We start from the raw sequence: 16,544 nt of genomic DNA on the forward strand, positions 1-16,544 counted from the left end.
ACCACCTTGGTCTCGTACACCGGCCGCTGCTCGGCGCCGCGCCACACGTCCAGGAGCCCGTCGATCACCGGGTACAGCTTCTCCTCCGGCGGATCCCACGGCTTGAGCAGGTAATGGTCGAGGTCGATGACGTTGATCGCGTTGATCGCGGCATCGGTGTCGGCATACGCGGTGAGCAGCACCCGCCGCGCGTAGGGGTGCAGGTCCATCGCCTGCTCGAGGAACTCGATCCCGTCCATCCCCGGCATCCGATAGTCGGCGATCAACACCGCTACCGGCTGCCCCCGTAACTTCATCTCCCGCAACGCTTCCAACGCCTGCGGACCCGATTCCGCCCGCAGAATCCGGTAGTCGGCGCCGTACCGCCGCCGCAGGTCCCGCACCACCGCCCGGGAAACCCCCGGGTCGTCGTCAACGCTCAGAATGGCCGGTTTCGTTACCGCAGGAGTGCTCACCGCACCGAGTATTTCAGGGTGGGGTCACAACTGGTGGTGCAGCACCAGATCGAGTTCGCCGGGGGTCAGCAGTCGTTCGAGGCGTTCCTCGCGTTTGAGACGGGTGCCGCGCGGCACGAACGCGCTGGGGAGCGCGAAGGCCTCGTCGGGTCCGATGCTGGGCAGCAGCGGGATCTCGTTGATGGGCTTGCGTGGCAGGAGAGAGCGCAGTTTCACGGCCGATCACCTCGGGTTGACGACGGGAACGCGGAGGCTGAGCTTCGTCGATCAGCTGACGTCGGTAGCGAAAAGTTTGCCAGTATGTCCGAGTTGGTGCAACTGGGAGTAGGTGGACTCGGCGAGCCAACCGCGCGGTGGCCTGCTTCGTCGCAGGCCACCGGGGATTCGCAAGATTTGCTGATCAGCTATTTCCAGGCGGGCAGGCGGACAACTTGTGCGGCGTAAGACAGTCCGGCACCGAAGGCGATCAACAGGGCGGTGTCGCCCGGGGTCGATTCGCCCTTGCGTAGCAGGGCCTCCATGGCCAGCGGGATCGATGCCGCGGAAGTGTTGCCCGCTTCCTCGATGTCGTTGGCCAGCGCGCAGTTCTCCGGCAGGTTCAGCACCCTGGCCATGATCTCGATGATCCGGCCGTTGGCCTGGTGCGGGATCATCGCGTCGAGATCCTCGGTGGTCAGGCCCGCGCGGTCGATGGCCTCGCGGCAGACCTTCTCCAGCGAATGCGCGGCCCAGCGGAACACCGCGGTGCCCTCCATCGTGAGGTAGGGGCGCACCGCGTCGGTGCCCTGTTCGTCGACCTCGGCGAAGAACTCCATCCAGTCCTTGGTCTGGCGGATGGCGTGGTGCTGGGTGCCGTCCGAACCCCACACGGTCGGGCCGATGCCCTGCTCGTTCGACGGGCCGACCACGACCGCGCCCGCGCCGTCGGCGAACAGGAACGCGGTCGAGCGGTCGGTGAAATCGAGGGTGTCGGTGAGCCTTTCCACGCCGATCACCAGCGCGTGCTGCGCGGTGCCGGCGCGGACCAGATCCGAGGCCATGCCCAGCGCGTGACAGAACCCGGCGCAACCCGCCGAGATGTCGAATGCGGCCGAGCCGGTCATGCCGAGTTCGGTGGCGATCCGCGGCCCGATGGCCGGGGTGAGCAGCAGGTGCGTTGACGTGGCCACGATGACGCAGTCGATCTGATCGGTCTGCACACCCGCGGCGGCGATGGCGTCGCGCGCGGCGGCCACGCTCATGAATTGGATCGTTTCCTCGGCCGAGGCGAAGCGCCGCGACTTGATGCCGGAGCGGGTGAAGATCCACTCGTCACTGGAGTCGATCGGCCCTGCGACCTCGTCGTTGGTGACCACCCGGGCGGGGCGGTAGACGCCCAATCCGAGGATCGCGGTGTGCTCAGCACCCGTGGTCTGGGCGATTCGAGCAGCCATGTGTGTCTCCTATGTACCTGTCAACCGGCGGCAGCACCGCTGGGTGTACCCGAAGCAACGAAATCTGTCCCTCATCAGCAGTGACCCGCGCGTGGATTCGATATGAACGCTGAAGACATGAGGCTTCCTCATATTAGCGTGCGGATCTGATATGTGAGTGTGGATTGTCACAAGCCGAGGCGGGTATATCGTGGACACAAGGCGTTTGCTCGCCGACCCTTCGAGGGATCGAGGACACCATGCTCGGACTCGGCATCATCAGTTGGATCATCATCGGCGGTCTGGCCGGTTGGATCGCGAGCAAGTTCATGAAGACCGACGCACAGCAGGGCATCCTGCTCAACATCGTGGTCGGTGTCATCGGCGGACTGCTCGGCGGTTTCCTGCTCAGCCTGTTCGGCGTCGATGTCGAAGGCGCGGGCTGGATCTTCAGCTTCATCACCTGTCTGGTCGGCGCGTGCGTGCTGTTGTACCTGGTGAAGATGTTCACCGGACGCAAATCTGTCCACTGACCACAGGTGCTTGCCACGGGCTTCCCGTAAGGTGTGATCGCTTGTAGTCATCACACGAAAGAGGGAGCCCGTGGCACGCCGCCCCACCCCGTCCGGCACGCCCGATACCACCGGCGTCGGACATGTCGTCGACTTGGTGCGGGCCGCTGTACCCCCGCTTCACCCCGCCGGACTGCCGTTCGTCGCCGCGCCGTTGGCCGTGGCCGTCATCGGTGGCCGCAACAAGTGGGTGCGTCGCGCCGGTCTGTTCGCGGCCGCCGCCTGCGCCGCGTTCTTCCGGCACCCGCACCGCGTGCCGCCGAACCGGCCGGGCATCGTCGTCGCCCCCGCCGACGGTGAGGTCGCGCTGGTCGACACCGCGATCCCGCCCGTCGAACTCGGACTCGGCGAGACGCCGTTGCCGCGCGTGAGCATCTTCTTGTCGGTGCTGGACGTGCACGTGCAGCGCGTTCCGGTGTCGGGCACGGTGCGCGAGGTGCTGCACCAGTCGGGCACGTTCCTGTCCGCGGATCTGCCCGAGGCCTCCGACGCCAACGAGCGCAACAGCATGGTCATCGACACCGCCGACGGCAAACAGGTCGTGGTGGTGCAGATCGCCGGCCTGCTGGCCCGGCGCATCGTCTGCGACGCCCGCGTGGGCGACCTGCTCACCATCGGCGACACCTACGGCCTGATCCGGTTCGGTTCGCGCGTGGACACGTACTTCCCGGTCGGCACCGAACTGCTGGTCACCCCCGGGCAGCGCACGATCGGGGCCGAGACTGTCCTGGCTGTGCTGGGATGATCGACCGGGCTCGTAAGCGCCCACGCTCGGTGCGATTGCTGCCGAGCGTGGTCACCATCCTCGCGCTGTGCGCGGGCCTGTCGGCGGTGAAATTCGGGCTCGACGGCGAGCTGGGCATTTCCTTGGCGATGGTCGGCGCGGCCGCGGTGCTCGACACCCTCGACGGCCGTCTGGCGCGCATGCTCGACGCGACCTCCAAGATGGGCGCCGAACTCGATTCGCTGTCGGACGCCATCTCGTTCGGTGTCGCGCCCGCGCTGGTCATCTATGTGACCCTGCTCGACGGATACAGCGCGGGCTGGATCGTCGCGCTGCTGTTCGCGGTGAGTCTTGTTCTGCGCCTTGCTCGTTTCAACACTTTGCTCGACGACGATTCGCGGCCGAACTGGGCGCGGGAGTACTTCGTCGGGGTGCCCGCGCCCGCAGGTGCGTTGATCGCGCTGGTGCCGATCGCGTTGAAGGTGCAGTTCGGTGACGGGTGGTGGGACAGTTTCGCTTTCGTCGCGGCCTGGACGATCTTCGCCGCGCTGCTGTGTGTGAGCACGATTCCGACTCTGGCGATGAAGTCGGTGTCTGTTGCTCCGCAGGCCGCGGCGGGTCTGCTGGTGCTGACCGCCCTGGCCGCCGCGCTGCTGGTGACCTATCCGATCGTCCTGCTGCTGATCTTGGTGGCGCTGTATCTGGCGCACATTCCGTTCGCGTGGCGGTCGGCTCGCTGGGTGGCCGCGCGGCCGGAGACCTGGCAGCACAAGCCCGCTGAGCGGCGTGCGCAGCGGCGTGCACAGCGCAAGATGCCCGCGATTCGTCGGCCCGCTATTCGTGGGTCGGCCCGGTTGCGTCTGCGTCGGCCGCGCGACGATAGCTAGACATCCACGCTGAGCGGACATTCTGCGTGAGAGTGGTCGACTTTTCGACCGTCGAAGCGCACAGTGTCCGCGCAGCGTGGTTCCGACGAAAGAGGCACAGATGGAATCCGACGGCGCCGCCGAGTTCATGGAGCACCGGCCCCGGCTGTTCTCGCTGGCCTACCGGATGTTCGGCGCGGCGAGCGAGGCCGAGGACGCCGTTCAGGAGGTCTACCTGCGGTGGGCGTTGGCCGATCGCGGGGAGATCGACAATCCTGAGGCGTGGTTGACCACTGTCACGGTGAATCTGTGTCGCACACAGCTGGTTTCGGCTCGCGCGCGACGCGAAACCTATGTGGGGCAATGGCTTCCGGAGCCGGTACCCACCGGCGGTGGTGCGCTCGGACCGTTGGGGACCGTCGAGGAACGGGAGTCGGTGTCGTTGGCGCTGCTCACCGCGATGGAACGGCTCAGTCCGGTCGAGCGCGCGGTGTTCGTGCTGCGCGAGGCGTTCGGGTATCCGCATGCGGAGATCGCAGGGATGCTCGAGCTGACCGAGGCCAATACCCAGCAGATTTTCCATCGGGCGGGGCAGCGGGTGCGCACCGGGAAGCAGCGGTTCGTGGTGTCGGCCGAGCATGCGCGCACGATGATCGAGAAGTTTCTGCAGGCGGCGTCGACCGGGGATGTGGGTGGGCTGCGTGAACTGCTCGCCGATGACGTGGTGTCGATCGCCGATGGTGGCGGCAAGGTTGTCGCGGCGAAGATTCCGGTGGTCGGCGGGGATGTGGTCGCGCGCTACCTGTCGAAGCTGCGGCGTTTCCTCGGTCCGACGGCACGGTTCGACTTCGCCGAGATCAACGGCGATGTGGGGCTGATCCTGATTCAGGACGAGGTGCCCACCGGTGTGCTCGTGTTCGATTTCGACGAGGCGGGTGCGATCGCGACAGTTCGCACCGTCGTGAACCCCGTCAAGTTGTCGGCCGTCATGGTGTGATGCAGGTCACTGCATAGACCTGTCAGGAACTCGAGGGCTGTTCGGTCTGGTGTGTGTAGGCATCGAGCGAAGGAGCCACACCATGACCGGTCAGCATCGGATCGTCGTCCTCGGCGCCGGGTACGCGGGACTCACCGCCGCCCGCGCCCTCGCGAAGAAGACTCGCGACACCAAGATCACCGTCGTGGACGGCCGCGCCGAATTCGTCCAGCGGGTGCGTCTGCACCAGGACGCGGCCGGTCAGTCGGTCAAGCGGCTCGACTTGCAGAAGTCGTTGGGGCGCAAGGGGATCGAGTTCATCCAGGCCCGGATTACCGACCTGGACCCGGAGCGCAAGATCGTCGCCATCGACGGCGAGTGGACGCTGCACTACGACACCCTGGTCTACGCCCTCGGCAGCCAGGCCGACCGCAATGCGGTGCCCGGTGCCGCCGAGCACGCGAAGTTCGTCGCCACGGCCGAAGACGTGACCGAGCTGTCGGGCCAGATCGTGATCGTCGGATCGGGCCCCACCGGCATCGAACTGGCCACCGAACTCGCTGAGTCGCACCCGGATTCACAGATCAGCCTGCTGGGCTCCGAGGACCCCGGCGCCTGGCTCTCCCCGCGCGCTCACCAGTTGATCCGGTCCGCGCTCACCCGGTTCGGCGTGGAAATCCTTTCCGGCGCCAAGGTTGTCGAGGTGCTCGCCGACGCGGTCCGGCTCGCCGACGGCACCCTGGTCCCCGCCGCAACCACCGTGTGGACCACCGGTTTCACCGTCTCCGACCTGGCCGCCCGCGCCGGTCTAGAGGTCGCCGCCGACGGTCGCATCCGCACCGACGAGACCCTTCGCTCGGTCTCGCACCCGGATATCTACGCCATCGGCGACGCCGCCCTGATGATCGGCGTGGACGGGCGTCCGCTGCGAATGGCTTGTGCGACAGCCATTCCCGCCGGGCAGTACGTGGTCGGCGCGATCACGGCACGGGCGAAGGGCCGCGAACCCGAGCCGATGAAGGGGCGCTACGTGGCGCAGTGCATCAGCCTCGGCCGTCGTGACGCGGTATTCCAGGTGGTCAAGGCCGACGACACCCCCACGAATACGGTGGTGACCGGGCGGCTCGGTGCGGTGATCAAGGAACTGATCGTGCGCGGGACCGCGTTCACGGTGGGGCTGCGATAGTTCGCACAGACTGGCGTAATCGACCAATTCGCTGCCGTTTAGCCCCGATTTCGACCCTGGGGCCTGCGAATTGGTCGATTACGCCGGGGGTCGGCGAGGTCGCCGCATCGAGTGCGCACTCTTCGGGCACTGTGGATGCCCGGTCGCCTGAGCGATCAGTCGCGCAGTGCGGTCGGTGTGCGTCGCGCGTGGCGGATCAGTGTCCAGGTCCAGGGTGCGATCGCGATCAGGGCGAGCACGCCGAGCCACGGAAGTCGCCACCACCAGTGCAGGTCCCGCTCGACCGCCGTCGTCGGCTCGGTCAGTAGGCGGGCCGTCGACGACCACACCACGAACGCGTCCCCGATCGGCATCAGCCCGAACGCGTACCGCTTGGAGCCGGGCAAGCTGACCGGCAGTCCGAGCAACTCGCCTTCGGAACCGATCGCGGCCGCCAGATCGCGGTCACCGTTCACCCGGGCCGCACCTTGGGCGACGACCGTGGCGGACAGGCTGATGCCGGCGATCAGCGGTCCCGAGTCGACATCGCCGCCACCGTCGACCCCCTTCGGATACTCACGAAGCGCGGGCCCGAAACCGCCTGGGTAAGCGACGAATTGTTCGCGATAGAGCGCGTATTGGCTCTCGGCGAAGGCTGGATCGATCTCGGGCAGGAATCGGTGGATCGCCGTTTGCGAGGTTGCCCGTGCACCGGTCGTCATCGGTCCGTCCGCTGGTGAAACCTGGTGCGGTAGTAGTCCGGTGGCAGGGTCGAGCCGTGTTTTCGCCTGTTCGAGCCAGCGATCGATCACCGGCTCGTACTTTGCACCGAACAGCTTGTCGTGCAGGCGCAGCGATGCGATGGCGACGGTGGAGTCCACTGGCCAGGCTTGGCCCTGGTAGGCCTGGAGAAACGGCGTTTCGGCTGCGGTGAATGCCTGCGCGATTTCGGAGCTGTGCGTGGAAAAGCGTTGTACCTCTTCGGTGTTAGATCTATCCAGCGACAAGATCGCCCCGCGCAACCAGTTCGTCCAGCCGGCCCAGAACACCCCGTACGCGGGCTGCAGCTGTGGGCTGAATATCGCCCGTCCTTCGTCGGACTCCAATCGTGCCAGCGCCCACCGTGATTCACGTACCGCCTTGTCGCGTAAAGCTGAATCGGTGTGCGCGGCCTGGACCCACGCCAGGCCGTAGAGCACGTTCGAGAAGACGTACCCCTCCGGAAACAGTTCCTGCGCAGCGGTATCGGAGCCCTCGTCGAGCGAATCGCGCACGAAAGTCAACTGTCGTTCCGTCGATCCGGGCTGTTCGTCCAGGCCCGCCTGCGGCCACAGCAGTCGCCCGGCGCCGACAAGGCAAGCCAATGTCACGACGATCCCCACCACTCGCGGCGCCCAGCGCCGAAATCTCCCCATGGCGACACTCTGCCAGGAATTGACCGTCAACCAACTGTTGACGCAGCCACATCGTCAACCTACAGTTGACGCATGAGCACTCCGAACTTCCGCCTCGACGACCTCATCGACGGCATCAAAAAGGCCCGCCCCGACAACGTCCTCGACCAACTCTCCGACGCCGTGGTCGCCGCCAACCACCTCGGCGAAACCGCCGACCACCTGATCGGCCACTTCGTCGACCAGGCCCGCCGCTCCGGCGCCTCCTGGACCGACATCGGCGCCAGCATGGGCGTCAGCAAGCAGGCCGTGCAGAAGCGCTTCGTCCCCAAGGGGCCCAGCGACACCGCCGCCATGGACCCGCAAGCCGGCTTCGCCAAGTTCACCGACCGGGCTCGGCAGGTCATAGTCGACTCCCAGGAAGCCGCCCGCGCTTCGGGCAGCGGTCAGATCGCGCTCGGGCATCTGATCCTCGGTCTGATCGGCCAGTCGGAAGGCTTGGCCGCCAAGGAGATTGTCGCCAGGGGCGTCACGTTGGACGCGGTGCGCGAGGCCGCGGCCGCGTCGTTGCCCGCCGCCGACGGTGACGTGCCCGCGCTCATCCCGTTCGACGGTGACACGAAAAAGGTCCTCGAGCTCACCTTTCGCGAGGCACTTCGCCTCGGCCACAACTACATCGGCACCGAACACATCCTGCTGGCGCTGCTCGAGCAGGAGAACGGCGCGGGCGTACTCACCGGTCTGGGCCTTGACAAGGCCGTCGTCGAAGCCGAACTCGTCGAGCTGCTGAATCAGTTCCTCGCCGCGACGCAGGATCAGGACTGAGGCGTCAACCTTGCACTCTCACCACCTGAGTGCTAAAAATGGGCTTGGCACTCGTGACTGTTGAGTGCCAGGTCGGGACGGTGAGATCGGGTTCCATCGACACCCTCGGTCGTCCGTCGCGGGCACCTCCTGGCCAGCGTACTTTGGGGCGATCCAACCTGTGGTCGTCTCGTGTGTCAGCCATAGACATGTGGAGGATCTCAACGCAATGGCCAAGACAATTGCGTACGACGAAGAGGCCCGTCGCGGTCTCGAGCGGGGTCTGAACGCCCTCGCCGACGCTGTCAAGGTGACGCTGGGCCCGAAGGGTCGCAACGTCGTGCTCGAGAAGAAGTGGGGCGCCCCCACGATCACCAACGATGGTGTTTCCATCGCCAAGGAGATCGACCTCGAGGACCCGTACGAGAAGATCGGCGCAGAGCTGGTCAAGGAAGTCGCCAAGAAGACGGATGACGTCGCCGGCGACGGTACGACCACCGCCACCGTGCTGGCCCAGGCGCTCGTACGTGAAGGTCTGCGCAACGTCGCGGCCGGCGCGAACCCGCTGGGTCTGAAGCGCGGCATCGAGAAGGCCGTCGAGGCGGTCACCGCTCGACTGCTCGACACCGCCAAGGAGATCGACACCAAGGAGCAGATCGCTGCTACCGCTGGTATCTCCGCGGGCGACCCGGCCATCGGCCAGCTCATCGCCGAGGCGATGGACAAGGTCGGCAAGGAAGGTGTCATCACCGTCGAGGAGAGCAACACCTTCGGGCTCCAGCTGGAGCTCACCGAGGGCATGCGCTTCGACAAGGGCTACATCTCCGGTTACTTCGTGACCGATCCCGAGCGTCAGGAAGCGGTCCTCGAGGATCCGTACATCCTGCTGGTCGCGTCGAAGATCTCGACCGTGAAGGACCTGCTGCCGCTGCTGGAGAAGGTCATCCAGGCCGGCAAGCCGCTGCTGATCATCGCCGAGGACGTCGAGGGCGAAGCCCTGTCGACCCTGGTCGTGAACAAGATCCGTGGCACCTTCAAGTCTGTCGCCGTCAAGGCGCCGGGCTTCGGTGACCGTCGCAAGGCCCAGCTGGCCGACATCGCCATCCTCACCGGTGGCGAGGTCATCAGCGAAGAGGTCGGCCTGTCGCTGGAGACCGCTGGTCTCGAGCTGCTCGGCCAGGCGCGCAAGGTCGTCGTCACCAAGGACGAGACCACCATCGTCGAAGGCGCGGGCGACCCGGAGGCCATCAAGGGCCGGGTGCAGCAGATCCGCGCCGAGATCGAGTCCTCGGATTCGGATTACGACCGTGAGAAGCTGCAGGAACGTCTGGCCAAGCTGGCCGGCGGCGTCGCGGTGATCAAGGCCGGTGCCGCCACCGAGGTCGAGCTCAAGGAGCGCAAGCACCGCATCGAAGATGCCGTGCGCAACGCCAAGGCCGCCGTCGAAGAGGGCATCGTTGCCGGTGGTGGCGTCGCGCTGCTGCAGGCCGCCCCCGCGCTCGACGGCTTCAAGGGCCTGACCGCTGACGAGGCGACCGGTGTCAACATCGTGCGCGTCGCGCTGTCGGCCCCGCTCAAGCAGATCGCCTTCAACGCGGGCCTCGAGCCCGGCGTCGTGGCCGAGAAGGTCTCCAACCTCCCCGAGGGCGAAGGCCTGAACGCCGACACCGGTGTCTACGAGAACCTGCTGGCCGCCGGCGTTGCCGACCCGGTCAAGGTGACCCGTTCGGCACTGCAGAACGCGGCCTCCATCGCGGCCCTGTTCCTCACCACCGAGGCAGTCGTCGCCGACAAGCCGGAGAAGTCCGCCCCCGCGGGCGACCCCACCGGCGGCATGGGCGGCATGGACTTCTGAGTCCAGCCACCTAGGCAACCAGTTCCACCCGAAGGCCGGTCCACTTCCGAGTGGACCGGCCTTCGTCGTGCCGGGTCGGGGCGATGAGGATGTCGGTCCGCCAAATTTAGTACATAAGAGTACTATGGGTCTAGCATCTTCGCGGTGAGCTACCGACTGGAGATGGTCGAGGAAGTACGCGATTGGCTGCACGGCGTGCGGCAGACGGACAGGGAGACGGCGATTCTCATCGGCAAGGCGATAGCGGCCCTGCTGGAGGATGGGCCAGCCTTGGGTCGTCCGTTAGTTGACCGAATCAAGGCTTCGAGGCTTCACAACTTGAAGGAGTTGCGCCCGGGTTCGTCGGGTAGGAGTGAGATCAGAATTCTGTTCGTCTTCGATCCAGCGCGCAACGCAGTTCTCCTGGTGGCAGGAGACAAGGCAGGGAACTGGAAAGACTGGTACCGATCGGCGATCCCGGACGCCGAGTCCCGGTACGAGCTCTACCAGAAGGAGAGGACACAGCAATGAGCAACACTCATTCTTACGACCGCGACAGCTTCCTTACGGAGTTTTTCCCGGATGCGGAGGATCGGGCCGAGGTCGAAGCGGGCGCTGAACACCTCGTCGCGGTGAGTCGTGCGGTGCGACTGGCCGACATGCGCAAACGTCTCAAGCTGACGCAAGCGGAGGTGGCCGCCAGAATGCAGGTGCGTCAGGAACGGGTGTCCGCGATCGAACGTGCAGCGATCACCGTCAGCGAATTGCGAACCCTCGCCGCCTATATCGAGGCCTTGGGCGGCCGAATGGAAATCATCGCGGACTTCGGCGCGGAACGGCTCGTTGTCGGCTGATGGGAATCAACGTGCGGAGCTGGCGAGACGTCCGGGCGCAGGCAGAGGCCGAGGGCAAACTGATCCGGCGAAAGTCGAGCAGGCGCGCCAGCGAGAACTCGAAGCCCAGCTCGCCCACCAGTTGGCCGAGCGACCCGACTCGACAGCGGTTCCACGCCCCGCGCGCGACTAGCCCACCGGCGTGAGGCGCAACCTCTCCGCCAACTCGTTGAAGATGTAGAAGTTGGGGATGGTGCTGACGGGGGCCAGGGACATCCACATGCCTGAGAGTTTGATGCGGATGTGGCCGCTGCGGGCGTCGATGAGTTGGATGTCTTCCCAGGGCAGGGCTTCGGCGCGGTAGGTGAGGGCGTCCAGGGATAGGGCCAGGTCGCCGAAGGGGACGGTTTCGCCGCTGTCGATGGCGGTGACCGCGGTGGGGAGTTGGGTTGCGGTGACCGCGGATTGGATGGCTCTGGCCCATTCGCGGGCGCGGGCGAAGCCCTCTTCGTCGATGGTGGCCTCGACGCCGCCGGGGCCCGACAGTTCCAGCAGGTAGTGCACGGGGGTGGTGTCGTGGAACGGGATCTCGTGCTGACGCACTTCGGTGCTGTCCCAACGGAATCCGGCCACGCGCTGGCCCGACCGGTAGACGGTGACACCGTGGTCGAACAGGTCGATCCGCGCGGCCCGGTTCTGCCGGTTGATCACACCGCGTCGCAACGCGAGCAGCACGGGTGCGGCCGCGATCACCAGCAGCGTGATACCGCCCTGCCAGGCGCCGACCGCCCCGATGATGACACCGATGGTGGCGATGCAGCCCGCGACGATGCCGCAGCCGCGCACGAACGTGTCGTCGGCCGGGGTCGCGAGAAAGGTGTCGCGGTGCGCGCCGAGCTGCTGATACTCCGCCATCAGGTGTATCAGCTGGGTCAACGGCACCGCATGCCGATTGTCGGCGAGGTCATCCGGCCTGTGCGGAGTGATCACTAATCCCTCCATGAGGCGTTTTCATCCGCGGCGAAGCGTATGCGAACCGACGGAATAATGCCACCGGTGCGATTCGGAAATCCCGGCCGCGACCGGCCGGAATGGTTCAGCCGATGGCACCACCGACGAAGAATCCGCGTTCACCAGCACTGTCGAGGGTCGAAGGTCCTGCTCTAGGGTGGTTTACGTGTTCTTTCTCGACGAAGGCGAGCCCACCGCGCCCACGATCGTGTTCCTGCACGGCATTCCGGGATCCGTCGACTGGTTCGCGGCGGTAGCGCAGCGGATGGTCGGTGACTTTCGGGTGATCCGGGTCGATATGCGCGAGGCGGGCGCCGACGGGGATTTCTCCGCCGCTGCCCGAACTGCCCCGCTCAGCGCGCTCTTCGAGGAACTCGACCTCACCGACGTGACGGTGGTCGGGCATTCGTTCGGGGCCGAGATCGCGCTGGAGCTGGCCGCGAGGTCGAACCGGGTGGTCCGTGTCGTGCTCGTCGGTCAGGCTCCGGACTACGAGATCGCCAGCATCCCCGCCGTCGCGAAGTGGGTTGTCCGGCCGTGGTCGGTGCGGCTGGCGCAACGCCTGACACCCGGCCCGGTGATCCGGTTGGCTTGTCGCACCGCCTTCGCGCCCCGCTTCCGCTATGACTCGGCACCCGGATTGGCTGACGCGCTGGTTCGCGATTTCCGCGCGACCCTGCCCGGCGGCCTGGCCTACGCCGCGGGCCCCCGTGCCGACGACTTCGCCGCGCACCCTCTCGACGCCCGCGTGCGAGCCCTCGCTCAGCCCGTCCTCGCCATCCACGGCCGCCACGACTACCTCTACGACAGCACCGAAACCCTCGCCCGTTTCGCCGACGCCGGTGCGCAGACCCATCTCGTTGAACACTCGGGCCACTCCCCGCAGGTGGAGCAACCGGACGAATTCGTTTCCGTACTAAGCGAATTCATCACTGGAACCCGCTGACTGCCGAAACCACGAAGGCTCCCGGCGTACCTTCCTGGCCCAGCGGCCCGCCCCTGTCGAACTGGGACGACACGATCAACGCTCGATCACCCGAATGCACCATCGTTGTAGGAATATTCAGCGCCGCATCGTGGAATTCGCCTGTGCGAGTGGCTGATCGGCCGTCGTCGGTGAGGGTCCACCGGCTGATCGTGTTGTCGAGGTTGTGAACGATCCACAGCGTGTCCCCGCGCAGGTCCAAACCGTCGCCGTGCAGTGCGTCGCCGCCGGTCAGCGCTATTTTGCGGATCGGATCCGCGTCGCCGGTGAGGTCGATGCGGTACAGCTGGGCCGCTGACATGGCCACGACGATCAGATAGGTCCCGGTCGGATCGGCGACAATGCCGTTGAGCTCGAACACCTTTGGATCTCGCGGACCGAGCGTGGGGGTCAGGTCGTACGCGACGGTCAATTCGCCACTGCCGGAGCCGATTACGGCCCGGTATACGACATTGCGCATGCTGTCGGTCAGATAGGCGGTCCCGTCGGCGCCGAAATCCAGGTCGTTGACGAAACGCGGCGCCTCGCCTGGCACGGCGAATCTCGCCAGCAGCGTACGTGACGCGATGTCGTAAACACTCACTCCCGCACCGGAATCGATCACCCACAGTCGACCGCTTCGATCGACCTTCATGCCGTTCGCGGTTTTCCTGCCGTCCGCGCCCGCGGGCAGGAACACCTCGGCGCGCGAGTCGCCTGCGGCTGCGCGATACACCGCACCGTCGGCGAACGACCCGACATAGGTGTCGCCGTTGTGAGCGTCCAAGGCGATGCCCTCGGGGTACACGGCGTTGCCGGGCAGTTCGTACGCGGTGCTCAATACGGGTGTGGCGGGCGAGCTCCCGCAGGCGGTCAGGGCCAGGCAGGCCGCGGCGGCGGCGACGGTTCGCAACATGATGAAGCCTCTCAGCGATGTAATGCAAGACATCTAAAGATAGACAGTAACGTAGATTAGAGTCGTTATGATCGTCAAGAGGATTACGAAATGATGGGCGGATACCATGCACAGATGACCTCCATGCCCGCCGCCGAAAGGCTCGGCAGCTACATCAAGCGCGCCGAACAAGCCGTGATGGCGACGAAGACGGCCGCGCTGAAACCGGCCGGGCTGACCGTTCCGCAGTACAGCGCGCTGCTGCACCTCGCGGAGAATCCCGGCATCTCGGCCGCGGCGCTGGCCCGGCTCGCCGGTGTCACCCCGCCGACGATGAACACTGTGCTGACCAACCTGCAGGACCGCGGCCTGGTCGATCGCACCCCGCACGAGTGGCACAAAAACGTGCTGGAAACCCGTCTGACCGAGGCGGGTCGGACCGTGATGAACGATGCCGACGGTCGTGCGATCGCGGTGGAGCGGGCGCTGGCCGACCGATTCACCGCATCCGAACTGGCGGCGCTGCAGGAGTTGCTCACGCGCAGCGCGCAGGCACTCGACGAGATCCGCGACAACCTGCGGTGACGAAAAAAGCCCGCCGGAAATTCCGGCGGGCTCTCGATTCGAGGTGAAATCAGCGCTCGGCGGCGACCTTCACCTTGCTCAAGGTTTCCTGCATTCCCGCGACCAGATCGGCCTCGAACTTCTGCTCGCCGCCCATCGCGACGTCGATCGCCTTGGTCAGCCAGCCGGGCAGGCCCTTGGGGTCGACGGTGCGGGTCTCGACCACGCGGGTGCCGGTGGCGGTGGGGGACAGTTCGTAGGTCCAGGTCGTGCGGTTCTCGTTCATGCGGAACGCGAACGCCTTGTTCGGTTCGAAGCGCACGATGCGCGAGGTGGTCGGGTAGATCTTCCAGCCGACCTTGTTGACGTTGACGGTGTACGCGCCGTCGCGAACGCCACCGACCGCGACCATCTTCACCGTCGTCGGGCTGAACTCGGACATGCGGCGCAGGTCGGCGAGTACGGACCAGACCTTCTCCGGTGCTGCGGCGATGTCGATACTGGCTTCGAGAGTGTTCGGCAACGGTGCCTCCGGGGTATACGTGACGGACTGTCACGCTCAGCATAGGCACCGGTCACCACGCCTACCTCCGCCCGTGGTCGGATCTTCGCGACTAAAGCGTTTGCCGTGACGTGGATGCTTTGTGATGATCGCGGCATGGAGATGGGGGTGCTCGAGCCCGACGATGCGTTGGCCCAGCTGCACGCGACGTTGGACGCCCGGCTGCGGCCGGAGAGCGTGGCGTTGCTGGTCTGGTACGTGCTGAAGAACGACCTGGGGCTGATCGACCGTCGTCGGCTGGGCAGTGTGGCTCGTGTCGCGGGGCGGTGGAACGGATTGTCTTCCATGGCTGACGATTTCGAGCGTCCGGTGGGTGGAGCGCGGCAGGTCGCGGCCACCAGTCGGTTGTTCGATATCGATGCCCAGATCGATCCCGACGTGCCTGAGTCCCTGGTGTCGTTCGCGCAGTCGGTGGGCGCCGCGATTCGCTTCGACCCGCAGCGGCCCGACTTTCGCACCGGCCGACTCAATCGGCGCGACCGCGCGTCCGCCGGTGTCGATATCTCGAAACGTCAGTACAACAGGCGATTTCGTGCGCTGCAGCGAGTCACGGCCAAAGCGGACGTCCTCGGCGCGCAGCAGCGCAAACGCCATCTCACGATGCTGGCCAAGTCCGGGTTCGCCGGCGAACTCACCCTCGACAGGTTCCGCGCCGACCCGAACGCGGCGTGCTTCCTCGCCTACTACACCGCAAAGCGCAAGCTGCGCCGCGAGTTCACGCTGTCGGGCCGGGAGAATCCGTTCGACGAGATCGCGGAGCTGCTGTTCGCCCGTTGTCGACGCGATCCGGGCACCGACTGGTGGATGATCGCCCAGGCCTATCCGACCAGAGATGTGCTCGAACACCTCACCGATGAGCAGCGGGGTGAACTGCTGGGTCGGTGGTTTGCGGCGATGCGTTCCACTGCCGAGGTGCTGGAAAGTGTGTGGGCGGCAAGCACGTTCGACCGTGAGCGGATGATCGTGCGGAGCGGAAACGATTCGTCGACGTGGAATCTGCTGTGCGGTGCGTACAACGCGGCGCGCGCGGCGTGGTTGTCGTGCCTGCACGCCACCGGTGCGACCGGCCTGCTCGAAGTGGCCTGCCCCGGCAAGGCCATGATGCTGATCGCGGGCGATCTCGCCGCCATGCACTTTCGCTCCGGGTCGGGACTGCATCCCGATACCCAAGTGTGGGCCGCATTGCCGTTGCCGTGGGAGGTGCTCGCCGGTCGCGCGACTTGCACCGCCGCCGAAGTCATCGACGTCTGTGAGATCGCGGGCGTCGATCCCGAACGCAGCGGGTGGATCGGTCCCAAAGCGGCGGGCGACGTCGGCTCCTTCCGTCCGACACCCGAACTCGTGCACGGTGTGTCGGTTGCGGACCCGATCTGGGCGGGAATGCTGCGCAGCGCAGGGGTTTTCAGCGGCAAGCCGATCAAAGCCGAATACGCGCAGGAACTTTCGGCAGGCGTCCCCGCCACCGTGCTCACGGAATCCGGTGGACACCCCTACCTGCCGTGAGGCACGATCA

General features: G+C 66.1%; 19 protein-coding genes. 12 read left to right on the forward strand and 7 right to left on the reverse strand.

Annotated features, from left to right (window positions below; genetic code table 11):
- The 3 genes from ACFWU5_RS07920 to ACFWU5_RS07930 form a co-directional block, all read right to left on the reverse strand.
- Window positions 1-455: response regulator (locus ACFWU5_RS07920; protein WP_379266542.1), on the reverse strand; the 455-nt coding region annotated here is incomplete at its 3' end.
- Between the two features lie 24 nt (window positions 456-479).
- Entirely contained in the window at window positions 480-671 is a 192-nt protein-coding gene (locus ACFWU5_RS07925) for a hypothetical protein (protein ID WP_379243668.1), read from the reverse strand.
- Window positions 672-859: 188 nt separating this feature from the next.
- Window positions 860-1,888, reverse strand: a complete 1,029-nt coding sequence (locus tag ACFWU5_RS07930) for a beta-ketoacyl-ACP synthase III (RefSeq protein WP_379266543.1) — start codon at window positions 1,886-1,888, stop codon at window positions 860-862.
- Between the two features lie 239 nt (window positions 1,889-2,127).
- Between ACFWU5_RS07930 and ACFWU5_RS07935 the strand changes: the two genes are divergently transcribed.
- From ACFWU5_RS07935 to ACFWU5_RS07955, 5 genes are all read left to right on the forward strand, one after another.
- On the forward strand, window positions 2,128-2,400 hold the full coding sequence (locus ACFWU5_RS07935; RefSeq protein WP_379243664.1) for a GlsB/YeaQ/YmgE family stress response membrane protein: 273 nt from the start codon (window positions 2,128-2,130) through the stop codon (window positions 2,398-2,400).
- Between the two features lie 70 nt (window positions 2,401-2,470).
- Window positions 2,471-3,184, forward strand: a complete 714-nt coding sequence (locus tag ACFWU5_RS07940; RefSeq protein ID WP_379243662.1) for a phosphatidylserine decarboxylase — start codon at window positions 2,471-2,473, stop codon at window positions 3,182-3,184.
- A complete protein-coding gene (locus ACFWU5_RS07945) occupies window positions 3,181-4,050 on the forward strand; it encodes a CDP-alcohol phosphatidyltransferase family protein (RefSeq protein ID WP_379243660.1) in 870 nt (289 codons plus the stop codon). Before ACFWU5_RS07940 ends, ACFWU5_RS07945 begins: the two co-directional genes overlap by 4 nt.
- Before the next feature lie 100 nt (window positions 4,051-4,150).
- Window positions 4,151-5,026 (forward strand): RNA polymerase sigma-70 factor, encoded by an 876-nt coding sequence (locus ACFWU5_RS07950; protein WP_379266544.1) that lies wholly within the window; start codon window positions 4,151-4,153, stop codon window positions 5,024-5,026.
- An 82-nt stretch (window positions 5,027-5,108) separates the two neighbouring features.
- Window positions 5,109-6,191, forward strand: coding sequence for an NAD(P)/FAD-dependent oxidoreductase (locus tag ACFWU5_RS07955; protein ID WP_379266545.1), 1,083 nt, complete (start codon window positions 5,109-5,111; stop codon window positions 6,189-6,191).
- A gap of 155 nt (window positions 6,192-6,346) precedes the next feature.
- On the opposite strand, the gene ACFWU5_RS07960 is transcribed toward ACFWU5_RS07955, so the two are convergent.
- Window positions 6,347-7,585 (reverse strand): hypothetical protein, encoded by a 1,239-nt coding sequence (locus ACFWU5_RS07960; RefSeq protein ID WP_379266546.1) that lies wholly within the window; start codon window positions 7,583-7,585, stop codon window positions 6,347-6,349.
- A 72-nt stretch (window positions 7,586-7,657) separates the two neighbouring features.
- Between ACFWU5_RS07960 and ACFWU5_RS07965 the strand changes: the two genes are divergently transcribed.
- The 4 genes from ACFWU5_RS07965 to ACFWU5_RS07980 all read left to right on the forward strand — a co-directional run bounded on the left by ACFWU5_RS07965 (window position 7,658) and on the right by ACFWU5_RS07980 (window position 11,056).
- Window positions 7,658-8,389, forward strand: coding sequence for a Clp protease N-terminal domain-containing protein (locus ACFWU5_RS07965; protein ID WP_379266547.1), 732 nt, complete (start codon window positions 7,658-7,660; stop codon window positions 8,387-8,389).
- A 208-nt stretch (window positions 8,390-8,597) separates the two neighbouring features.
- Window positions 8,598-10,223: a chaperonin GroEL gene (groL, locus tag ACFWU5_RS07970; protein WP_379243650.1), complete on the forward strand. Its 1,626-nt coding sequence runs from the start codon at window positions 8,598-8,600 to the stop codon at window positions 10,221-10,223.
- A gap of 144 nt (window positions 10,224-10,367) precedes the next feature.
- Window positions 10,368-10,733 (forward strand): type II toxin-antitoxin system RelE/ParE family toxin, encoded by a 366-nt coding sequence (locus ACFWU5_RS07975; protein ID WP_379266548.1) that lies wholly within the window; start codon window positions 10,368-10,370, stop codon window positions 10,731-10,733.
- Complete coding sequence (locus tag ACFWU5_RS07980) at window positions 10,730-11,056, forward strand: XRE family transcriptional regulator (protein WP_379266549.1); 327 nt, start codon at window positions 10,730-10,732, stop codon at window positions 11,054-11,056. Before ACFWU5_RS07975 ends, ACFWU5_RS07980 begins: the two co-directional genes overlap by 4 nt.
- Window positions 11,057-11,224: 168 nt before the next feature.
- On the opposite strand, the gene ACFWU5_RS07985 is transcribed toward ACFWU5_RS07980, so the two are convergent.
- A complete protein-coding gene (locus ACFWU5_RS07985) occupies window positions 11,225-12,025 on the reverse strand; it encodes a DUF6585 family protein (protein ID WP_379266550.1) in 801 nt (266 codons plus the stop codon).
- 187 nt (window positions 12,026-12,212) lie between these two features.
- Here ACFWU5_RS07985 and ACFWU5_RS07990 point away from each other — a divergent pair, with 187 nt between their 5' ends.
- Entirely contained in the window at window positions 12,213-12,992 is a 780-nt protein-coding gene (locus tag ACFWU5_RS07990; protein ID WP_379266551.1) for an alpha/beta fold hydrolase, read from the forward strand.
- Here the strand turns inward: ACFWU5_RS07990 and ACFWU5_RS07995 are convergent.
- Window positions 12,976-13,926 carry an SMP-30/gluconolactonase/LRE family protein gene (locus ACFWU5_RS07995; RefSeq protein ID WP_379266552.1) on the reverse strand — a complete coding sequence of 317 codons (951 nt, stop codon included), beginning with the start codon at window positions 13,924-13,926 and terminating at the stop codon, window positions 12,976-12,978. The genes ACFWU5_RS07990 and ACFWU5_RS07995 overlap by 17 nt on opposite strands.
- 114 nt (window positions 13,927-14,040) lie before the next feature.
- On the opposite strand from ACFWU5_RS07995, the gene ACFWU5_RS08000 reads away from it, so the two are divergent.
- Entirely contained in the window at window positions 14,041-14,490 is a 450-nt protein-coding gene (locus ACFWU5_RS08000) for a MarR family winged helix-turn-helix transcriptional regulator (protein WP_379243636.1), read from the forward strand.
- Between the two features lie 49 nt (window positions 14,491-14,539).
- Here ACFWU5_RS08000 and ACFWU5_RS08005 read toward each other — a convergent pair whose 3' ends face one another.
- Window positions 14,540-14,992 carry an SRPBCC family protein gene (locus ACFWU5_RS08005; protein WP_379266553.1) on the reverse strand — a complete coding sequence of 151 codons (453 nt, stop codon included), beginning with the start codon at window positions 14,990-14,992 and terminating at the stop codon, window positions 14,540-14,542.
- A 114-nt stretch (window positions 14,993-15,106) separates the two neighbouring features.
- Between ACFWU5_RS08005 and ACFWU5_RS08010 the strand changes: the two genes are divergently transcribed.
- On the forward strand, window positions 15,107-16,534 hold the full coding sequence (locus ACFWU5_RS08010; RefSeq protein ID WP_379266554.1) for a hypothetical protein: 1,428 nt from the start codon (window positions 15,107-15,109) through the stop codon (window positions 16,532-16,534).
- The last annotated feature ends 10 nt before the right edge of the window (window positions 16,535-16,544 follow it).

Source organism: Nocardia sp. NPDC058640 (assembly GCF_042716995.1).
Classification (GTDB): domain Bacteria; phylum Actinomycetota; class Actinomycetes; order Mycobacteriales; family Mycobacteriaceae; genus Nocardia.